Source organism: Blastococcus haudaquaticus, from assembly GCF_900230285.1.
GTDB classification, from domain to species: Bacteria; Actinomycetota; Actinomycetes; order Mycobacteriales; family Geodermatophilaceae; genus Blastococcus_B; species Blastococcus_B haudaquaticus.
The window spans coordinates 619,152-638,534 of the sequence record NZ_OCNK01000001.1; the positions used below are offsets into that span (position 1 = coordinate 619,152).

Annotated in this window: 19 protein-coding genes; 1 reads left to right on the top strand and 18 read right to left on the bottom strand. The window is 72.2% G+C overall.

The window, feature by feature from the left end:
* Window positions 1-7: 7 nt before the first annotated feature.
* The 17 genes from nuoL to CRP30_RS03105 form a co-directional block, all read right to left on the bottom strand.
* Window positions 8-1,915, bottom strand: coding sequence for an NADH-quinone oxidoreductase subunit L (gene nuoL / locus CRP30_RS03025; protein ID WP_235003131.1), 1,908 nt, complete (start codon window positions 1,913-1,915; stop codon window positions 8-10).
* Window positions 1,916-1,934: 19 nt separating this feature from the next.
* Complete coding sequence (gene nuoK, locus CRP30_RS03030) at window positions 1,935-2,234, bottom strand: NADH-quinone oxidoreductase subunit NuoK (protein ID WP_097183091.1); 300 nt, start codon at window positions 2,232-2,234, stop codon at window positions 1,935-1,937.
* Entirely contained in the window at window positions 2,231-3,058 is an 828-nt protein-coding gene (locus CRP30_RS03035) for an NADH-quinone oxidoreductase subunit J (RefSeq protein ID WP_097182455.1), read from the bottom strand. Before CRP30_RS03035 ends, nuoK begins: the two co-directional genes overlap by 4 nt.
* Window positions 3,055-3,693 (bottom strand): NADH-quinone oxidoreductase subunit NuoI, encoded by a 639-nt coding sequence (gene nuoI / locus CRP30_RS03040; protein ID WP_200814508.1) that lies wholly within the window; start codon window positions 3,691-3,693, stop codon window positions 3,055-3,057. Before nuoI ends, CRP30_RS03035 begins: the two co-directional genes overlap by 4 nt.
* On the bottom strand, window positions 3,686-5,149 hold the full coding sequence (gene nuoH, locus CRP30_RS03045) for an NADH-quinone oxidoreductase subunit NuoH (RefSeq protein ID WP_097183093.1): 1,464 nt from the start codon (window positions 5,147-5,149) through the stop codon (window positions 3,686-3,688). The genes nuoI and nuoH overlap by 8 nt, the downstream gene beginning before the upstream one ends.
* A complete protein-coding gene (locus tag CRP30_RS03050; RefSeq protein WP_097182456.1) occupies window positions 5,149-7,671 on the bottom strand; it encodes an NADH-quinone oxidoreductase subunit G in 2,523 nt (840 codons plus the stop codon). The genes nuoH and CRP30_RS03050 overlap by 1 nt, the downstream gene beginning before the upstream one ends.
* Entirely contained in the window at window positions 7,668-8,996 is a 1,329-nt protein-coding gene (gene nuoF / locus CRP30_RS03055; RefSeq protein WP_097182457.1) for an NADH-quinone oxidoreductase subunit NuoF, read from the bottom strand. Before nuoF ends, CRP30_RS03050 begins: the two co-directional genes overlap by 4 nt.
* Window positions 8,997-8,999: 3 nt before the next feature.
* Entirely contained in the window at window positions 9,000-10,061 is a 1,062-nt protein-coding gene (gene nuoE / locus CRP30_RS03060; protein ID WP_097182458.1) for an NADH-quinone oxidoreductase subunit NuoE, read from the bottom strand.
* Window positions 10,058-11,377, bottom strand: a complete 1,320-nt coding sequence (locus tag CRP30_RS03065) for an NADH-quinone oxidoreductase subunit D (RefSeq protein ID WP_097182459.1) — start codon at window positions 11,375-11,377, stop codon at window positions 10,058-10,060. The genes nuoE and CRP30_RS03065 overlap by 4 nt, the downstream gene beginning before the upstream one ends.
* On the bottom strand, window positions 11,374-12,123 hold the full coding sequence (locus CRP30_RS03070; protein WP_099459143.1) for an NADH-quinone oxidoreductase subunit C: 750 nt from the start codon (window positions 12,121-12,123) through the stop codon (window positions 11,374-11,376). The genes CRP30_RS03065 and CRP30_RS03070 overlap by 4 nt, the downstream gene beginning before the upstream one ends.
* Window positions 12,124-12,202: 79 nt before the next feature.
* The gene (locus CRP30_RS03075) at window positions 12,203-12,877 is read right to left on the bottom strand and encodes a NuoB/complex I 20 kDa subunit family protein (RefSeq protein ID WP_097182460.1); all 675 of its coding nucleotides are present in this window, start codon (window positions 12,875-12,877) and stop codon (window positions 12,203-12,205) included.
* Between the two features lie 9 nt (window positions 12,878-12,886).
* Window positions 12,887-13,249 carry an NADH-quinone oxidoreductase subunit A gene (locus tag CRP30_RS03080; protein WP_200814509.1) on the bottom strand — a complete coding sequence of 121 codons (363 nt, stop codon included), beginning with the start codon at window positions 13,247-13,249 and terminating at the stop codon, window positions 12,887-12,889.
* A 99-nt stretch (window positions 13,250-13,348) separates the two neighbouring features.
* Window positions 13,349-14,629, bottom strand: a complete 1,281-nt coding sequence (locus tag CRP30_RS03085; protein ID WP_097182461.1) for a geranylgeranyl reductase family protein — start codon at window positions 14,627-14,629, stop codon at window positions 13,349-13,351.
* A gap of 107 nt (window positions 14,630-14,736) precedes the next feature.
* Window positions 14,737-15,396, bottom strand: a complete 660-nt coding sequence (locus CRP30_RS22920; protein ID WP_097182462.1) for a phosphoribosyltransferase — start codon at window positions 15,394-15,396, stop codon at window positions 14,737-14,739.
* A 199-nt stretch (window positions 15,397-15,595) separates the two neighbouring features.
* Window positions 15,596-15,940, bottom strand: coding sequence for a VOC family protein (locus tag CRP30_RS22925; protein ID WP_097182463.1), 345 nt, complete (start codon window positions 15,938-15,940; stop codon window positions 15,596-15,598).
* 30 nt (window positions 15,941-15,970) lie between these two features.
* Window positions 15,971-17,464 (bottom strand): HNH endonuclease signature motif containing protein, encoded by a 1,494-nt coding sequence (locus CRP30_RS03100; protein WP_097182464.1) that lies wholly within the window; start codon window positions 17,462-17,464, stop codon window positions 15,971-15,973.
* 207 nt (window positions 17,465-17,671) lie between these two features.
* Window positions 17,672-18,022 (bottom strand): hypothetical protein, encoded by a 351-nt coding sequence (locus tag CRP30_RS03105; protein WP_097182465.1) that lies wholly within the window; start codon window positions 18,020-18,022, stop codon window positions 17,672-17,674.
* A 129-nt stretch (window positions 18,023-18,151) separates the two neighbouring features.
* Between CRP30_RS03105 and CRP30_RS03110 the strand changes: the two genes are divergently transcribed.
* Window positions 18,152-18,583: a DUF2750 domain-containing protein gene (locus CRP30_RS03110; RefSeq protein ID WP_143278389.1), complete on the top strand. Its 432-nt coding sequence runs from the start codon at window positions 18,152-18,154 to the stop codon at window positions 18,581-18,583.
* 59 nt (window positions 18,584-18,642) lie between these two features.
* Here the strand turns inward: CRP30_RS03110 and CRP30_RS03115 are convergent, their stop codons facing one another.
* Complete coding sequence (locus CRP30_RS03115; RefSeq protein WP_097182467.1) at window positions 18,643-19,344, bottom strand: demethylmenaquinone methyltransferase; 702 nt, start codon at window positions 19,342-19,344, stop codon at window positions 18,643-18,645.
* Window positions 19,345-19,383: the final 39 nt, after the last annotated feature.

Sequence of the window (19,383 nt, forward strand, 5' to 3'; positions counted from 1 at the left end):
ACGCTGCTCATCCCGCCGTCACCGCCAGGAGAGCGCCCGCGACCAGCACGGCGCCGCCGAGCATCCCGAGGGCGTAGGTGCGCACGAAGCCGGTCTGCGCCCGGCCGAGCCGGGACGACGAGCCGCCGAGCGTGGCGGCCAGCCCGTTGACGGCGCCGTCGACCCCGCGGTTGTCCACCCAGACCAGTGCCCGCGTGAGCCACTGGCCGGGGCGCATGAACAGCGACTCGTTGATCGTGTCGGCGTAGAGGGCGTTGCGGGCGGCACGGGTCACCGGGGAGACCCGCACCGGCGCGGTCACCGGTACCTCGCGCCGGCCGACGAACAGCCAGGCGGCGAGCACGCCGAGCAGCATGATCACGGTCAGCGCGATGCCGATGGTGGCCGGGGCGATGACGTGCGCGGCCTCCTCGGGCTCGCCGAACACCGGCTCCAGCCAGTCGCTCAGCGGGAAGATGGAGACCAGCAGCGCACCGGAGAAGACCGAGCCGACGGCGAGCACCACCATCGGCGCCGTCATCACCGACGGCGACTCGTGCGGGTGCACCCCCTCCTCCCAGCGGGCCCGGCCGAAGAAGGTCATGAGCATCAGCCGGGTCATGTAGAAGGCGGTGAGCCCGGCGGCGAGGACGGCGATCCCGCCGGTCGTCCAGCCGAGCCAGTCGTCCCGGTCGAACGTGGCCTCGATGATCGCGTCCTTGGTGAAGTACCCCGACAGGAACGGGAAGCCGATCAGCGCGAGGTAGCCCAGTCCGAAGGTGACGAAGGTGACCGGGAGCTTCTTCCACAGCCCGCCGAACCGGCGCATGTCCACCGAGTCGTTCATGGCGTGCATGACCGAGCCCGCGCCGAGGAACAGCCCGGCCTTGAAGAACCCGTGCGCCAGCAGGTGGGCGAGCCCGGCGACGTAACCGGCCGGGCCCAGCCCGACGGCCAGGAACATGTAGCCGATCTGGCTGACCGTCGAGTACGCCAGCACCTTCTTGATGTCGTCGTAGGCGCAGCCGGCGATGGCGCCGATGAGGAGCGTCAGCGCCCCGATCGCCATGACGACTGTGCGGGCGGTCTCGGTGAGGTCGTAGATCGGCGCGGAGCGTGCGATGAGGTAGACGCCGGCGGTGACCATGGTCGCGGCGTGGATGAGGGCGGAGACCGGGGTCGGACCCTCCATGGCGTCGGGGAGCCACGCCTGCAGCGGGAACTGCCCGGACTTGCCGCAGGCACCGAGCAGGAGCAGCAGCCCGATCGCGGTGATCGTCCCGCCCGCGAGGGTGCCGACGCCGCCGAAGACGCCGGCGTAGGACGTCGTCCCGAGCTGGGCGAACATGAGGAAGATCGCCAGGGCCAGACCGACGTCGCCGACCCGGTTCATGATGAACGCCTTCTTGGCCGCCGTGGCGGCCGCCGGGCGGGTGTACCAGAAGGCGATCAGCAGGTAGGACGCCAGACCGACGCCCTCCCAGCCCACGTAGAGCGCCACGAAGCTGTTGCCGAGGACGAGCAGCAGCATCGCGGCGACGAACAGGTTCAGGTAGGCGAAGAACCGGCGGCGCGCGGGGTCGTGCGCCATGTAGCCGATCGAGTAGACGTGGATCAGCGAGCCGACGCCGGTGATGAGCAGGGCGAAGATCGCCGACAGCGGGTCGAACAGCAGCCCGGCGCGCACGTCGAGGTCGCCGGTGGAGATGAACGTGAACAGGTCCACGTCGGCCGACCGCTCCTCGAGCCCGGCCAGCTGGAACGTGCACAGCAGCGCGAGCACGAACGCGGCGACGACGGTCGCCGTCCCGAGCAGGTGGCCCCAGCGGTCGGTGCGCCGGCCGCCCAGCAGCAGCACCGCGGCGCCGGCGAGCGGCAGCGCGATCAGCAGCCAGGAGGCGCCGAGCAACCCCTCGGCGGGCAGAACTTCAGACACAGCTGTCCCCGTCTCGCCGTCAGTACTTCAGCAGGTTGGCGTCGTCGACCGAGGCGGACCGCCTGGTGCGGTAGATCGACATGATGATGGCGAGGCCGACGACGACCTCCGCCGCGGCCACGACCATGACGAAGAAGGCCATGATCTGGCCGTCGATGGTGCCGGTGGCGCGGGCGAAGGTGACCAGCGTCAGGTTCACCGAGTTCAACATCAGCTCGACGCACATGAACACGACGATCGCGTTGCGCCGCACGAGGACACCGACCGCGCCGATCGTGAAGAGGATCGCGGCGAGCACCAGGTAGTACGTCAGCGTCATCGGTCCGTGCTCCACTCACCGGCTGCGGGGCCGCCCGGCGCGGGGTCCAGGGTGCCCAGGGCGGCGTCGGGGGTGCCGAGCTGCTCGCGGCCGGTCGGCCGGGGCATCTGATCGGGCGTCTCCGGCTCGATGCCGGTCGCCAGGCTCGCCTCCGACGGCGTGCCGTCGGGGAGGATCGCCGGCACGGCCACCGAGTTGGCGCGGGCGAAGACGCCGGGCCCGGGCAGGGTCTGCGGCTTCTCCGAGGTGAGGAACCGGGCGCGCGAGAGCTCCTTCTGCGTCTGACGGCTGCCCGGCTCCCGCTCGATGTGCGCCAGCACCATCGCCCCGACCGCGGCGGTGATCAGCAGCGCGCTGGTGACCTCGAAGGCCAGTAGGTAGTCGGTGAACAGCGACTCGGCGATCGCCGCGATGTTGCCCTGCTCGCCCTGGACGGCGTCGAGGCCGGTGGCGGTGAGCTCCTGCGTCGCCCGCGCGATGCCGGCGCCGACCAGGGCGGCGAAGCCGAGCCCCAGGACGATGGCTGCCACCCGCTGCCCGCGCAGCGTCTCGACCACGGAGTCCGAGGAGTCGCGGCCGACCAGCATCAGCACGAAGAGGAAGAGGATCATGATCGCGCCGGTGTAGACGATGATCTGGACCGCGCCGAGAAACGGCGCTTCCTGGACGACGTAGAAGACGCCGAGCGCGAGCATCGTGTTGACCAGCCACAGCGCGGAGTGGATGGCGTTGCGGCTGAGCACCATCCCCAGCGCGCCGGCGAGGGCGATCGGGCCCAGCACCCAGAAGACGACGGTCTCCCCGCCGCTGAGGGTCTCGGTCATACCTTCTCCCCCGACACCGCTTCGGCCGGGGACGGACCCGGCACCCGCAGGTAGTAGTCCTTCTCGTCGTCGCCCAGCCGCATCGGGTGCGGCGGCTGCTCCATGCCGGGCAGCAGCGGCGCCATCAGCTGTTCCTTGGTGTAGATCAGGTCCCCGCGGTTGTCGTCGGCCAGCTCGAAGTCGTTGCTCATCGTCAGCGAGCGGGTCGGGCAGGCCTCGATGCACAGCCCGCAGAAGATGCAGCGCAGATAGTTGATCTGGTAGACCGCGCCGTACCGCTCACCGGGCGAGAACCGCGCGTCCTCGGTGTTGTCCCCGCCCTCGACGTAGATCGCGTCGGCCGGGCAGGCCCAGGCGCACAGCTCGCAGCCGACGCACTTCTCCAGGCCGTCGGGGTGCCGGTTCAGCACGTGCCGCCCGTGGTAGCGCGGCTTGGTCACCTTCGGCTCGAACGGGTACTGCTCGGTGGTCACCTTCCGGAAGATCTGCGCGAAGGTGACCCCGAAGCCCTGCGCGGGCGCCGGCAGCAAGCTGTCGCGGACCGTGGGACGGTTCCGCCCGCCCGCCGACGAGCGCTCGACCTCCCCCCGTGACCGGCGCACCATGTCCTGCTCGCCGGGCTTGCGCTCAGACATCGCCGTCCTCCTGGGTGGTGGTCGCGCCGCGCCGTCCCGTGCCGACGACGGCGCCGTCCGTGGCCACCGGCTCCCGCCGCAGCCGGGGCGACGGCGGCACCTTCAGGTCCAGCGGAGGGATCGGGAAGCCGCCCTCGGACCTGACCGGACCGCTCGTGGATCGGCGACGCGGACCCGCCGCCGGCAGGACGTCGGGCTCGGGGTCGGTGGCGTGCACGCCGCCGGCGGCGGCGTCGGCGGCCATGAGCCGGGTGTCCCGGTTCGCCGTCCGGCTGGCGATCGCCAGCCCGATCAGCACGAGGACCGCGACCGGGACGCCCACGTAGAGGGCGACCTCACCGGTGGACAGGTCGGCCTCGCGGGAGACCGTCCGCATGGTGGCGACGATGATGATCCACACCAGCGCGGTGGGGACCAGCACCTTCCAGCCGAACCGCATGAACTGGTCGTAGCGCAGCCGGGGCAGCGTGCCGCGCAGCCAGATGAAGACGAACAGCGCGGCGACGACCTTGAGGAAGAACCAGAGCAGCGGCCACCAGCCGGTGTTCGCGCCGTCCCAGATGGAGAGGGGCCAGGGGGCCCGCCAGCCGCCGAGGAACAGCGTCGCCGCGAGGGCGGAGACGGTGACCATGTTGATGTACTCGGCGAGGAAGAAGAGCGCGAACTTCAGCGACGAGTACTCGGTGTGGAACCCGCCGACCAGCTCGCTCTCGGCCTCCGGGAGGTCGAACGGCGCCCGGTTGGTCTCGCCGACCACCGCGATGGCGTAGATGACGAAGGAGACCGGCAGCAGGACCGCGTACCAGCTGGGTCCGGTGAACTCCCAGCCGAAGAACGAGAGCTGGTTGCCGTCGGCCTGGGCGGCGACGATCTCCGACGTCGACATCGTGCCGGCGTAGAGGAACACCGCGACGATCGACAGCCCCATCGCGATCTCGTAGCTGACCATCTGGGCGGCGCTGCGCAGCCCGCCCAGAAGCGGGTAGGTGGAGCCCGAGGCCCAGCCGGCCAGGACGATCCCGTAGATCCCCATCGCCGAGCAGGCGAGGATGATCAGGACGCCGATGGGGGCGTCGGTGAGCTGCAGCGGCGTCCGCTCGCCGAAGATGCTGACCGTCGGGCCCAGCGGGATGACCGAGAAGGCCAGGAACGCCGGGATGGTGGCGATCACCGGGGCCAGGAAGTACACCGGCTTGTCGGCCAGCGCCGGCATGATGTCTTCCTTGAAGGCGAGCTTCAGCCCGTCGGCCAGGCTCTGCAGGTAGCCGCGCCAGCCGACCCTGTTGGGGCCGATCCGCTGCTGCATGCGGGCGACGACCTTGCGCTCGAACACGATCGCGAAGAGCGTCAGCAGCACCAGGACGACGAAGATCCCGACGATCTTGATGAGGACGATCCACCAGACGTCGTGGCCGAAGTCCTCGAGCGTCGGCTGGTCCGGGCTCGCGAACAGCATCACGCCACACCTGCCGGGTCGGTCGGGGCTGGGTCGGTCGGGGCTGAGTCGATCGGAGCGGGGGACGCCGCAGCCGAGAGCCGCACGACGCCACCCGGGCCGGTGCCGAGGTCCGTGCGGACCTCGCTCCCCGGTGACCTCATCGGCAGCCAGACCACCTGGTCGGGCATCGCGGTCACCCGGACCGGCAGCGTCACCGACCCGACCGCGCCGCTGACGGTCACCCGGTCGCCGTCGACGACGCCGAGACCGGCCGCCGTCCCGGCGCCGACGCGGACCACCGGCGGTCGCGCCGTCCCGGCCAGCTCGGGCTCGTCCCGCTGCAGCGTGCCGAGGTCGACCAGCTGCCGCCAGGTCGCGAGCACGGCCTGGTCGCGCCCCAGGGAGGGCGCCGGCGGCGGCGGGACGTCCAGACCGGTCCCCTCCCCGGGCCGGCGCACCGCGCCGAGGGCGGCGAGCTCGGCACGTGCGGCCTCGGTCGCGGGCAGCCGGAGGTCGACGTCCATCTCGTCGGCCAGCCCGTGCAGCACCCGGCTGTCGGGCAGCCGCCCGGTGCCGTGCAGGGTGGCGTCGAAGACCCGCGGGCGGCCCTCCCAGTCGAGGAAGGTGCCCGCCTTCTCGGGGGCCGCGGCGACGGGCAGGACGACGTCGGCCCACTCCGTGACCAGGCTCGGGAACATCTCCAGGCTGACCACGAACGAGGCGCTGGCGAGGGCGGTCTCCGCCAGCGCCGGGTCGGGCAGGTCGGACGGGTCCACGCCGCCGACGAGCAGGCCGGGAAGCGCCCCGTCGCGCACGGCGGTGAGGATGCCGGTCAGGTCGCGGCCCGGTGCGGCGGGAACCTCGGCGCCCCACAGGGCAGCGACCTCCGCGCGTGCCGTGGCGTCGCCCACGCTGCGGCCGCCGGGCAGCAGGGTCGGCAGGGCGCCGGCCTCGACGGCCCCGCGCTCGCCGGCGCGGCGCGGCACCCAGGCCACGCGCACCCCGGTGGCCCGCGACAGCGCCAGGAGTGCGGAGAACGCACCGGGCACCTCGGCGAGCCGCTCACCTGCCAGGACGACGGCGCCCGGCTGCCGGAGCGCCTCGACGGCCGGGCCGCCCCACGAGCCGTCGGCCAGTGCCCGGAGCGACTGCGCCTCCGCGCCGGGCAGCGTCGTGAGCACGGTGGCCTGCAGCTTCTCGGCCGCACGGGTGGCGAAGGGCGACAGGTCGAACACCGCGGTCTTCGCCGTCCGCACGGCGCGACGCAGCCGCAGGAAGAGGATCGGTGACTCCTCCTCCGGCTCCAGGCCGGCGAGCAGGACGGCCGGTGCGGCCGACAGGTCGTCGTAGGTGACCGCACCGGTCGCGGGACCGGTGCCGGCCACGGTGGCCCCGAGGAACGCCAGCTCCTCCGCCGAGTGCGCGCGGGCGCGGAAGTCGACGTCGTTGGTGCCCAGGGCCACGCGGGCGAACTTCGCGTAGGCGTAGGCGTCCTCGACGGTGAGCCGCCCCCCCGGGAGCACGCCGACCCCGCCGTCCGCCCGCGCCTGCATCAGGCCGGCGGCCGCGGCCGCCCAGGCCTCCGGCCAGGAGGCGGGCTGCAGTTCACCGTCCCGCCGCACCATCGGCGTGGTCAGGCGCTGGTTGGCGGTGACGTAGCGGAACGCGTAGCGCCCCTTGTCGCAGTTCCACTCCTCGTTGACCGCCGGGTCGTCGCCGGCCTGCCGCCGGGTCACCTTGCCGCGCCGGTAGTCGGTGCGCATCGCGCATCCGGAGGCGCAGTGCTCGCAGACGCTGGCCTCGCTGCGCAGGTCGAAGGGGCGGGCGCGGAAGCGGTACTGGGCGCTGGTGAGCGCGCCCACCGGGCAGATCTGCGTGGTGTTGCCGGAGAAGTAGGACTCGAAGGGCTCGTCCTCGTAGATGGCGACCTGCTCGAGCGCCCCGCGTTCGAAGAGCTCGATGAACGGGTCGCCCGCCACCTGCTGGGAGAACCGGGTGCAGCGGGCGCAGAGCACGCAGCGCTCCCGGTCGAGCAGGATCTCGCTGCTGATCGGCAGCGGCTTGGGGTAGGTGCGCTTCTCGTCGACGAAGCGGCTCTCGGTGCGGCCGTGGCCCATCGCCTGGTTCTGCAGCGGGCACTCGCCACCCTTGTCGCAGGTGGGGCAGTCGAGCGGGTGGTTGATCAGCAGCAGCTCCATCGTGCCCTGCTGCGCCTTGTCGGCCTGCGGGCTGGTGAGCTGCGTCTTGACCGCCATGCCCTCGGTGACCGGCATGGTGCACGACGCCACCGGCTTGCGCTGGCCCTCCACCTCCACCAGGCACTGCCGGCAGGCGCCGACCGGCTCGAGCAGCGGGTGGTCGCAGAACCGCGGGATGAAGACACCGATCTGCTCGGCGGCCCGGATGATCAGCGTCCCCTTGGGGACGGCGACCTCGAAGCCGTCGATCGTGCAGTGGACGGCGTCCGGCGGGGTGTGCGGACCGGGCGCACCGGGCGGCACCGCGGGTGCCGGCTGCGGGGCGGCAGGAGTGATCGTCACGAGGCGACTCCGACGGGCTCGATGCGGAGGGAACGGCCCAGCCGGGCCTGCTCCTCCGGGGGCAGCAGGGCGACGTAGTCGTCCTTGAAGTACTTCAGCGAGCTGGAGATGCAGCTGGTCGCGCCGTCACCCAGGGCGCAGAACGAGCGGCCCAGGATGTTGTCGCAGGTGTCGATCAGGATGTCGAGGTCCTGGGCGGTGCCCCGGCCGCGCGCGATCCGCTCGAGGATCTGCACCAGCCAGTAGGTGCCCTCACGACAGGGCGTGCACTTGCCGCAGCTCTCGTGCGCGTAGAACTCCGTGAACCGGAGGGTGGCCTCGACGATGGAGTCGGTTTCGTCGAACACCATGAGCGCCGTCGTGCCGAGCATGGAGCCGGCCGCCGCCACCGAGTCGAAGTCCAGCGGGACGTCGAGGTGCTCGGCGGTGAAGTACGGCGTCGACGAACCGCCCGGCGTCCAGAACTTCAGCTCGTGGCCCGGACGGATGCCGCCCGCCATCTCCAGCAGCTCGCGCATCGTCGTCCCCATGGGGGCCTCGTACTGGCCCGGCCGGACGACGCGACCCGAGAGCGAGTAGATCTTCGGCCCCGGCGACTTCTCCGGGCCGAACTCCTTGAACCAGTCCGCGCCGCCGCGGACGACGAACGGCACGCTGGCCAGGGTCTCGACGTTGTTGATGACCGTCGGGGCGCCGTACAGGCCGGCGACGGCGGGGAACGGCGGCTTGAGGCGCGGCTGCCCCCGGTAGCCCTCGAGGGACTCCAGCAGCGCCGTCTCCTCGCCGCAGATGTAGGCGCCGGCACCGGCATGCACGACGAGCTCGAGGTCGTAGCCGCTGCCGAGGATGTCGCGACCCAGGTAGCCGGCGGCGTAGGCCTCGCCCACCGCGTTCATCAGCCGGCGGTGGGCGTGCACCGCCTCGCCGCGCACGTAGATGGCGGCGAAGTTCGAGCGGATCGCGTACGCGGAGATGATCACGCCCTCGATGAGGGAGTGCGGGTCGGCCATCATCAGCGGGAGGTCCTTGCAGGTGCCCGGCTCGCCCTCGTCGGCGTTGACGACGAGGTACTTGGGCATCGCCGCGGGACCGGTCGGGGCCTCCCCCGGCTTGGGCTGCGGGATGAAGCTCCACTTCATGCCGGTCGGGAAGCCGGCGCCGCCGCGGCCGCGCAGGCCCGAGTCCTTGACCAGGGTGACCAGCTCGGCGGGCGGCATCGACAGCGCCGTCCGGAGGGCCGCGTAGCCCTCGAGGCGCTCGTAGGTGGACAACCGCCAGGACTGCTCGGCGCCCCAGCGGGTGGTCAGCACGGGAGTGAGGGGCATGGCTCAGCCCTTCCGCTTCGGTGGGGTGCGGCCTTCGACAGTGCGTCCGGCCCCGGGCCCCTGGTATCCGCCTGCCGGTTCGCCGGCCGCCGGCGTGTCGGTGCCGCTCTGGTCGAGACCCCCGGGGGGCCGCCCGCGGCCGTACTCCGCGCCCTTGTCCGGATGGGCCTGCGCCGCACCGGCCTTCTCGGCAGGGTTGTCGGCCGCGGCGACGCGGGCGTCGGCGGCCTCCTTGCCCGGCGTCTCCCCGGTCTCGCCGGAGGGGCGGACGGTCTCCCGCGCCTCCCCGGCGTCGGCCGGCTCCGACTGCCCGGACCGCGGCATCGGCGGGGCGGACTCCCCGCGCTCGTCGGCCAGGCGCAGGCCGACGAGTGTGGGGCCGAGGGCGCCGGGCGCGTCGATGGCCGCCGCGGCCGCGGCGGCGTCCGGGTACTGGGAGAAGCCCGCCAGCTGGCGGGAGACGCCCTTGAAGTCGGTCAGCGGCGCGCCGCGGGTCGGGGCCGGCTTCTCGCCGCGGCGGAGGGCGGCGACGAGCTCGCGGGCGCTGTCGACGTCCTGCTGGTCGTAGAACTCGTAGTCCACGGTGACCACCGGCGCGTAGTCGCAGGCCGCCAGGCACTCCGCGTGCTCCAGCGTGATCGAGCCGTCGGCGGTCGTCTCGTCGTGGTGCACGCCGAGGTCGCTGCTCAGCGCGTCCATGATGCGCTGACCGCCCAGCACGCTGCACAGCGTGTTGGTGCAGACGCTGACCAGGTGCCGGCCGGTGGGACGGCGCTTGTACATCGTGTAGAACGTCGCGACCGCGCCCACCTCGGCCTTGGTGAGGCCGAGCTGGGCGGCGCAGAAGGCGACGCCCTCGGGCGAGACGTAGCCCTGCACCGACTGGACCAGGTGCAGCATCGGCAGCAGCGCCGAGCGGGCCACCGGGTAGCGGGCGATGATCTCGCGCGCCTCCAGGGCGGTCTGCTCGGTCAGCGGGGGCAGGTCCAGCGGGGCGGGCTCGACCGGGCTGTCGTCGAGGCCTGTCGTGGCCGCCGCCTCGGGGGATCCTGGAAGTGCACTCACCGGTCGACTCCTCCCATGACGGGGTCGATCGAAGCGATCGCGGCGATGACGTCGGCGATCATGCCGCCCTCGCTCATCGCCGCCGTGGCCTGCAGGTTCACGAAGCTGGGGTCGCGTACGTGGACGCGCCACGGCCGGGTGCTGCCGTCGCTGACCACGTGGTAGCCGAGCTCGCCGCGGGGCGACTCGATCGGCACGTAGACCTGGCCGGCCGGGACGCGGAAGCCCTCGGTGACCAGCTTGAAGTGGTGGATCAGGGCCTCCATCGACTGGCCCATGATGTGGCGCACGTGGTCGAGGGAGTTGCCCATGCCGTCGGAGCCGAGCGAGAGCTGCGCGGGCCAGGCGATCTTCTTGTCGTCGACCATGACCGGTCCTGGCTCGAGCCGGTCGAGGGCCTGCGCGATGAGCTTGAGCGACTCGTTGATCTCCGCCATGCGGACCAGGTAGCGACCCCAGGCGTCGGCGGTGTCGGCGGTCGGCACCTCGAAGTCGTAGGTCTCGTAGCCCAGGTAGGGCTCGACCTTGCGCAGGTCCCAGGGCAGTCCGGCCGACCGCAACACCGGGCCCGTGACGCCGAGCGCCAGGCACCCGGTGACGTCGAGGTAGCCGACGTCCTTGAGCCGGCGCTGCCAGATCGGCTGCCCGGTGAGCATCCGGTGGTAGTCGGCCACCCGCTTCGGCATGACCTCGAGGAACTCCCGGATGTGCTCGACCGCGCCCTCAGGGAGGTCCTGCGCCAGGCCGCCCGGGCGGATGTAGGCGTGGTTCATGCGCAGGCCGGTGATCTCCTCGAGCAGGTCGAGGCACATCTCCCGCTCGCGGAAGCCGTTGGTCATCGCGGTGAGAGCGCCGAGCTCCATGCCGCCGGTCGCCAGTCCGACCAGGTGCGAGGCGATGCGGTTGATCTCCATGACCAGCACGCGGATGGTCGCGGCGCGCTGCGGGATCTCGATGCCGAGCAGCTTCTCGACGGCCATGCAGTAGGCCGCCTCGTTGTACAGCGGGGCCAGGTAGTCCATGCGGGTCACGAACGTCGTGCCCTGGGTCCAGTTGCGGTACTCGGTGTTCTTCTCGATGCCGGTGTGCAGGTACCCGATGGTCACCCGCGCCTTGGTCACCGTCTCGCCCTCGAGGTCGAGGATCAGCCGCAGGACGCCGTGGGTCGAGGGGTGCTGCGGACCCATGTTGACGACGAGACGCTCCTCGCCGTGCGGATCGGCGAACGTCAGGTCCCAGTCGCCGCCGGTGACGGTGAAGACCCGGCCCTCGGTCGTGTCGCGCGAGCCGGCGTACGGGTCGGACGTGGTCGTCATCGGTAGGCCCTCCTGGTGTCGGGCGGAGGAATGGTGGCGCCGTGGTACTCCACGGGGACGCCGCCGAGGGGGTAGTCCTTGCGCTGCGGGTGACCGTCCCAGTCGTCGGGCATGAGGATCCGGGTCAGCTGCGGGTGGCCGTCGAAGACGACGCCGAACATGTCCCACGTCTCGCGCTCGTGCCAGTCCGCCGTCGGGTAGATGCCGGCGACCGAGGGGACGTGCGCGTCCTCGGCCGTGACCGCGACCTCGAGCCGGATGCGGCGGCGGTAGGTCATCGAGGTGAGGTGGTAGACGACGTGGAAGCGCGGCCGGTCCGGGGTCACGGCCGGGCCGCCGCTGTCGAGGTAGTCGACGCCGGACACGCTGCTGCAGAGCTCGAAGCGCAGCGCCTCGTCGTCGCGGAGCGCCTGGACCAGCGTCAGCAGGTGTGCGCGCTCCACGAAGTAGGTGATCTCGCCGCGGTCGACGAGGACCCGCTGCACGGCCGCCGCGTAGGTCGCCTCGCCGACGGACTCCATCAGGGCGTCGGTGACCTCGTCGAACCAGCCGCCGTAGGGCCGCTCGGTCGAGTGCAGCGCCACCGCTCCGCCGGGCTCGACCCGGACCAGGCCGCCGAAGCCGGAGGTGTCACCGCTGCCGCTGACGCCGAAGGCGCCCTTCCGGAAACCGCCGCTCGGGGCCGCGCTCGCGTCGTACCCGGCCTCCTCGCGACCGGGGACGACCTCTCCCCCGTCGTTGCTCATTGCTCCACTCCGGACTCGTTCCGCTCCTCGGTCGCTGGAGCTCCCTGCGATGCTCGCTCGCCCGTCGTCCTCGCGTTGCTCATCGCCGGTCCCCCGCGCCCGGCAGCAGGACGGCGTTGCCGCCGCGCTGCTCGATGCCGAACTGACCGGTGCGACCGGCGGCCGCGGCCTCCTCGTAGGCGCGCCGCGCCTTCTTGTCCACGCGCACCGTCGACGGCATCTCGACGTGCAGGTCCTTCGCCGTGCCGTCCTCGCGGGCCCGCTCGAGCGCCCGCTCGCGCTTGGCTCCCAGGGGCTCGTGCTGGATCTTGTGGTGCAGCTTGAGGATCGCGTCCATCAGCATCTCCGGCCGCGGCGGGCAGCCGGGCAGGTACATGTCCACCGGGACGATGTGGTCGACGCCCTGGACGATCGCGTAGTTGTTGAACATGCCGCCGGAGCTGGCGCACACACCCATGGCCAGCACCCACCGGGGCTCGGGCATCTGGTCGTAGATCTGCCGCAGGACCGGAGCCATCTTCTGGCTGACCCGTCCCGCCACGATCATCAGGTCGGCCTGGCGGGGCGACGCACGGAAGACCTCCATGCCGAACCGGGCCAGGTCGTAGCGGCCGGCACCCGACGCCATCATCTCGATCGCGCAGCAGGCCAGCCCGAACGTCGCCGGCCACAGCGACGACTTGCGGGTCCAGTTGACCAGCTTCTCCACGCTGGTCAGCAGCACGCCGCTCGGCAGCTTCTCCTCGAGTCCCATGTCAGTCCCTCAGTCCCACTCGAGCCCGCCGCGCCGCCACACGTAGGCGTACGCGATGAAGACCGTGACGATGAAGACGACCATCTCGACCAGCCCGAAGACGCCCAGCGCCTCGTTGTGCACGGCCCACGGGTAGAGAAAGACGATCTCGATGTCGAAGACGATGAAGAGCATCGCCGTCAGGTAGTACTTGATCGGGAAGCGGCCGCCGGTGAGCGGCTGGTCGACCGGTTCGATCCCGCACTCGTAGGCCGCGAGCTTGGCCCGGTTGTAGCGGCGCGGGCCGACGTAGGGCGCCGCGGTGACGGAGAAGATCGCGAACGCCGCGGCGAGCGCGAAGAGCCCGACGATGGGGACGTAGTTCGAGAGCATCAGCGGCACCCTACGGTGAGGACGATCACGTTCCGTGCAGGCGCTGATCGCTCGCTGCACGTGTCGGTACGCATGTGACTGAGCAGGTGACAGGGCATGTCAGACCGCCGGTGCCAGACGGGTGAGGACGGCGATCGCGCGGTCGACGGCGTCGCCGTCGCGACCGTCGCTGAGGTTGCCCATGAGGCGCAGCGCGGCGTTCACGAGGGCGGGGCGCTTCAGCCCGTGGGCGGTGGCGAAGCGGACGACGTCCGGGCGGCTGAGCAGGGCCAGGAAGCCGACGCCGAGGCGGTGGTGCCGGCCGTAGGCGGCGCGCAGCCGGTCGGGGTAACGACGCAGCACCGCCTCGCGCAGCGGCCCCTCGGGGCGCGCGAGCGCGTCGGCCGCGGTCTCCGCCGCCATGCGGCCGGTCTCCATGGCGTAGCTGATGCCCTCGCCGTTGAACGGGTTGACCGTGCCCGCGGCGTCGCCGGTCAGGAGGAGGCCGCGGGTGTAGGCGGGCTGTCGGTGCAGGGCCATGGGCAGGCCCGCGCCGCGCAGCGGGGTCACCGCGTGCTCCTCGCCGAGCTGGTCCTCCGCCGGGAACGTGTCCAGCCACCGCCGGAGCACCTCGCGGTGGTCGCTGCCGTCGGAGCGGCGGGTGTCGAGCAGGCCGAAGCCGACGTTGGCGGTGCCGTCGCCCATCCCGAAGATCCAGCCGTACCCCGGCATGGCCGCGGCGGTCGGACCCTCGGGCGCGAGGTCGAAGGAGATGTCGAGGTAGTCGTCGGTGGTTCGGGGGCTGCGGACGTAGCGGCGGACGGCGACCCCGAGCGGTCGGTCCTCCCGCCGCGCCAGGCCCAGTGCCTTGGCCAGCCGTCCCGACAGCCCCTCGGCGGAGACGACGAGCTGCGCCCGCACCTCACCGGGCACCTTGTCGGGGCCGGCGGTGTACCGGACCCCCGTGACCCGGCCGGCCTCGTCGAGCAACGGGTCGGTGACGGTGACCTCGGTGTGCAGACGAGCGCCGGCGGCCCGGGCGTGGGCGGCGAGGGTCGCGTCCAGCTCGCTGCGGCGGCAGATCAGGCTGTGGTGCGGCCAGGAGTCCAGCTGCGGCCAGTCGACCTCGACGACCTGGCCGCCGCCGGCGACGCGCAGGCCCTTGTGCCGGACCCACCCCGAGGTGTCCACGCCCATGTCGTCGAGCGCCTTGACGCCGCGCGGCGTGAGGCCGTCGCCGCAGACCTTCTCCCGCGGGAACGCCGCCTTCTCGAGGACGACGACGTCGAGGCCGGCCTGCGTGAGCCACCACGCGGCGCTCGACCCGGCGGGGCCCGCGCCGACCACGACGACGTCGGCGCGCGCGTCCGCGCCGAGCGGTCCTGCGGTCGTGCCGGGCACGCGACGCCTCCTCGGTGCGGGCTTGTGAATTGGTTCACAAAGTCGGTGGTTCCGAGTCTAGGCCTGGGTGTGAGGTACCTGACAGCACCCCCTCGCGGTGGGCTCCGTCACACGTGGCCGGCGGCTCTCCGCAGCGCGGTCCGAACCTCGTCGTCGGAGGTCTGCGCGAAGTCCTCGTACGCCTGTCCTACGGCCCGGAAGGATGGCGGCGCCGCCAGGCAGACCACCTCGTCGACCAGGGCGTCCAGTCCGTCGAGGGCGCGCGGTGAGCCGACCGGCACGGCCACGGTCACCGTGGCCGGAGCACCCGATCGCGCCGCGACGACGGCGACGCGCATGGTGGCCCCGGTCGCCAGCCCGTCGTCGACGAGGACGACGGCCCGCCCGGCCAGCGAGACGGGCGGACGGTCGCCCCGGTAGGCGAGCTCGCGCCGGCGGAGCTCACCCAGCTCCTGCAGCCGCACCTCATCGAACACCGGCTCCCCGACGCCGGCCGCCGCCAGGACCGACGGCACGCGGACGGTCTCGACCACGTCCCCGACGGCGGCGATGGCACCCATGGCCAGCTCCGGTTGTCCGGGCAGGCCGAGCTTCCGGACGACGAGGACGTCGAGGGGCGCCCCGAGGGTTCGCGCCACCTCCGCCGCGACCACGACGCCCCCGCGCGCCAGTCCGAGGACGAGCGGAGCGGTCAGCGGTTGCCGGGCGAGGTGCTCCCCCAGCGCCTGTCCGGCGTCCCGCCGATCGACGAACGTCCGGCGTGGCACGGCATGCCCGGGACCTAGAGCGGTTCCGGCGTGGGCGCGGGGGGCGGCGCCGTCGGGTCGGTGGGGTCCGGCGTCGGGAAGGGAGCCGGCACGGGTGGCGGGATCGGGTCCGTCGGGGACGGGACGGGACCCGGCTGCGGCGGGGTCGTCATGGACCGACGCTACGGCCCAGGGATCGGCACCGGAACCCCGATCTCCCTCACTCGACCGGGCCGCCGCCGAACCCGATCTCGTTGCCGTCGGGGTCGCGGTAGGTGACCTTGCGGACGCCGTTGGAGTAGGTCTCCCGAGCGGCCGGCTCGATCCCCCGGTCGCTGATGCCGGCGACCCGCTCGTCGAGGTCGCCGACGAAGAGGGTCTGCATCGCGTGGCCGGCGTGCTCGGGCCGGACGTCGATGTAGAGATACCGGTTCTCGGCGAGCTCCCACACCGCCTCGACGTCGTTGGGGAGGAAGGCCGGCTCCGCACCCAGCAGCCGCTCGTACCAGGAAAGCGCCCGGTCATAGTCACTGACGGGCAGTCCCGCGAAGAGGTCGACGGTCATCCTTCGGACGCTAGCGGGAGGCCAGCGTCCTCAGAAAGGCGCCGGCTCCTCCGTCGGTGGCAGTGGTCCGGGCAGGGCTCGTTGCTCGATCCGGTCGCGCAGCCCCGGCGGCCGGGTGACGCGGGTGATCCCGCTCGGGGTGGTGACCCGCAGCGTGCCGTCGGGGTGCATCTCGAAGCGCCAGCCGCGGGCAAACGTCTTCAGCCGGTGGTGCGTGCGGCACAGGCAGCACAGGTTCTCGCCGCCGGTGCGGCCGCCGCAGTCGTAGGAGAGGACGTGGTCGGCATCGGTCCGCCCGGCCGACTGCGCGCAGCCGGGATGCCTGCAGGTCCGGTCGCGCACCTTGAGGAAGCGGTCCTGCGCAGCGGAGCGCTGGTAGCGGTCGACCGCGACCGGTGCCGTGAGGACCGGGCACCGACACGTTGCCTCGCGGCCGTGTGTAGTGCACCCGCGGGCGGCCAGGCGCGCGAGCTCACCGAAGGTCGAGCTGGCCAGCAGGGCACCGCGCTCGTCGGTCAGCGCGACGTCCATCCCCCCGCCCGCCGGTGGCCGGAGCCCGAGGGCGCCCAGCTCGGCGAGCAGTTCACTCAGGTGACCGGCGGTGATCGGCGTGCCATCGACGGATGGGCCGAGGTCCCCGTCGACGGCGCCGACGCCGCCTCGGCGCAATGCCGCCAGCGGAGCCAGCACGGTGACGGATCCGGTGAACGCCGGTCCCTCGCCCCCTCCGGGCCGCAGCACCATGGCCGCGTGGGCCTCCGCGCGCAGCAGCCCGATCGGGCGGTCGTCGCCTGCGGTCCGCGCCAGCTGCGCGGCCTGGTCGATCGCCGACCACATCGCCGCCGCGACCGGCGAGGGCAGCTCGCTGCTCAGCACCGACATCCCGTCGTCGGTCGGACGGGTCCGCACGTCGGCCCGGCGCTCGGCCTCGACCCTCCGCTGCTCGGCGAACTCCTCGTCCGCGGCGATCGCCGCCGCGACCAGTCGCTTGCGCAGGCGCCCGGACGACAGGCTCGCAGCCTTCGGCAGGAGGGCGGGCACGACGGCGCCGATCACCTCGTCGCCGGCGGTGCCCAGGACGTCTGCGAACACCCTCGCCCGCCACCAGTCCAGCTTTCCCGCCGTGCAGGCGTCGTGGACAGCGGGCATCCGCTCCGTCAGCACCCAGGCATCGGTCAGCACATCGGAGGCGAAGGTCCGCGAGCTGTTGATCACCAGCGCCACCTCGTCCGGAAGGAACTCGCTCGTTCCTGGCACGGGTGACCCCGCACCTCGACGACGCGCACCGGGATGGCCCGGTGGCGGGTCGTCCGTGTCGGGCCGTTGCGCGGCCAGCGCCATCAGCAGGTCGGCCTCGTAAGCGGCATCCATCGCCTTCCGCGCCTGGACCCGCTGCAGTTCCGCCGCCACCTCGGCCGCCGACAGCAGCCCCACCGGCAGGCGGTCGACCTCGGCCGGCCGTGCGACCAGCCAGCCCACCAGCGCACCCTCGAACGGGCTACGGAGGAGCTCGGCGACGGGCACGGACCGAACATACGTTCGAGGTACGACAGTTTCCGGGGGTCAGGCGGACAGGACCGAGATCTCGCGCGATCGTCCATATCGGCGATGTAGGGACTCGCGTCGCCCTGAAGGCGGCCTTAGGGACGCTTGCGCGAGGATCGGCCCTGACGGACATCTCCCCATGACGACGGCTTGCTGAGGCACCGCTCGACGTTGGAGTTCCGAATCTCAGTCATCGGGACAGTCGTCCTCCGTCCCCGCCGCTTGCTGCAACCACTCCGTGAAGTCCTCCACCCCCGAGGTGAGCGCGTCCGTCTCGGCGTCGGTCAACTGGCCCGTCGCCAGTGCAATCTCGGAAGCCTTCTTGAGGCTCCGAACCGCGCACTTGTCGAGATAGCGGACGTACCACCAGTCGGGCTCGACTATGGAGCCAGGCTCCACGCCCTCCCCGTCGAGGAGCGAGCTGAGTGCCGGACCCTGTTGCCGAACCCACGCAAGAATGCGTTCGGCGTCGTCACGCGACAGGCCCGGGAAATCCAACGCGTAGTACGGCCACGCGTCGTTCGCATCCTCGGTCACGAACGCAGCTTGCCAGCGTGATCGCACGCAGCAAGGCAGGACACCGCTGGCTGTCCCTGGGTGGGCCGCTCAGGGACACGGGCTATCGGCATCGCGGGACGCTGCTTCGCCGCGGCTACGGTCTTCGTCATGCCTTTCAGCCGCCTTGAACGGGTAGCCGCGAACAAGGTCCGGGACGCCGCCTTCTTCCCCCGCGTGGCCGAGCAGGGCAGGTGCTTCACCTGGGGAACCGACGAGGGGATCACACCTTGGGAGGACCGGAACGGGGACACACTGCTCCCGTTTTGGCCTGACGAGGTATCCGCATCCTCGGAGAACCAGGACGACGTGGAGCCCGGCGAGAAGGTGCTCGAACGGCCACTCGACGAGCTTGGTGGCAGCCTGCGTCGATGGGTGGACGCCGACGTGGGAATCGCCGTCCACCCGGTCGACGGCAACATCGCTGGGACGTACTCGGTCCGCGAGTTCGCGACCCGACTGCTTCACGCCGTCCCTGCGGATCAACGTGATTCGGCCCAATGGGTAAAGGACCTCGCTGCACTGGCTCGGGTCCTGCCCTAGCTCCAATGTCCGCGAGTCCGACTGTCCCTAAGGGGGCCGCTCAGGGACAGTTCCGGGAGTCAGACCTTGCGGGCGCGGTGCAGGGCGACGATGCCGCCGGTCAGGTTGTGCCAGGCGACCTCGCCCCAGCCGGCCTGCTGCACCCGGGCCGCCATGGCCGCCTGGTCCGGCCACGCCCGGATCGACTCGGCGAGGTAGACGTAGGCATCGGGATTGCTGCTCACGGCGCGCGCGATCCGCGGCAGCGCCTTCATCAGGTACTCGGTGTAGACGGTGCGGAACGGCGTCCACGTGGGCGAGGAGAACTCGCAGATGACCAGGGTGCCGCCGGGCCGGGTCACGCGGCGGAACTCGCGCAGTGCCGCGTCGGGGTCGGCCACGTTGCGCAGCCCGAAGGAGATGACGACGCCGTCGACGCTCTCGTCGGCCAGTGGCAGCGCCATCGCGTCCCCGGCGACCTTGGGGACCGCCCGCGAGGCGCCGGCGCGGAGCATGCCCTGGGAGAAGTCGCAGGCGATCGCGGTCACCCCGCCCGCGGCCAGCTCCACCGTGGAGACCGCAGTCCCGGCGGCGACGTCGAGCACGGTCTGGCCGGGGCGCGCGCCCAGGGCCTGCCGCGTCGCCCGCCGCCAGGAGGCGTCCAGGCCGGCGGAGAGCACCGTGTTGGTGAGGTCGTAGCGCTCGGCGACGCCGTCGAACATGGCCGCGACCTCGGCGGGACGCTTGTCCAGTCCGGCCCTCAGGCCGGCGGTGTGTGCCATGTCCCTATGAGCAGGGTCTCGCCGGTCTCCCACGGCACC

What these genes read in the sequence shown, in the direction of transcription:
- CRP30_RS03110 (WP_143278389.1), top strand. Translation starts at nt 18,152, where the DNA reads ATGCCTTTCAGCCGCCTTGAACGGGTAGCCGCGAACAAGGTCCGGGAC.
- CRP30_RS03070 (WP_099459143.1), bottom strand. Translation starts at nt 12,123, where the DNA reads ATGAGCAACGACGGGGGAGAGGTCGTCCCCGGTCGCGAGGAGGCCGGG.
- CRP30_RS03075 (WP_097182460.1), bottom strand. Translation starts at nt 12,877, where the DNA reads ATGGGACTCGAGGAGAAGCTGCCGAGCGGCGTGCTGCTGACCAGCGTG.
- CRP30_RS03080 (WP_200814509.1), bottom strand. Translation starts at nt 13,249, where the DNA reads ATGCTCTCGAACTACGTCCCCATCGTCGGGCTCTTCGCGCTCGCCGCG.
- CRP30_RS03035 (WP_097182455.1), bottom strand. Translation starts at nt 3,058, where the DNA reads ATGACCGAGACCCTCAGCGGCGGGGAGACCGTCGTCTTCTGGGTGCTG.
- CRP30_RS03065 (WP_097182459.1), bottom strand. Translation starts at nt 11,377, where the DNA reads ATGACGACCACGTCCGACCCGTACGCCGGCTCGCGCGACACGACCGAG.
- CRP30_RS22925 (WP_097182463.1), bottom strand. Translation starts at nt 15,940, where the DNA reads ATGACCGTCGACCTCTTCGCGGGACTGCCCGTCAGTGACTATGACCGG.
- nuoH (WP_097183093.1), bottom strand. Translation starts at nt 5,149, where the DNA reads ATGCTGTTCGCGAGCCCGGACCAGCCGACGCTCGAGGACTTCGGCCAC.
- nuoI (WP_200814508.1), bottom strand. Translation starts at nt 3,693, where the DNA reads ATGTCTGAGCGCAAGCCCGGCGAGCAGGACATGGTGCGCCGGTCACGG.
- nuoF (WP_097182457.1), bottom strand. Translation starts at nt 8,996, where the DNA reads ATGCCCCTCACTCCCGTGCTGACCACCCGCTGGGGCGCCGAGCAGTCC.
- CRP30_RS03115 (WP_097182467.1), bottom strand. Translation starts at nt 19,344, where the DNA reads ATGGCACACACCGCCGGCCTGAGGGCCGGACTGGACAAGCGTCCCGCC.
- nuoK (WP_097183091.1), bottom strand. Translation starts at nt 2,234, where the DNA reads ATGACGCTGACGTACTACCTGGTGCTCGCCGCGATCCTCTTCACGATC.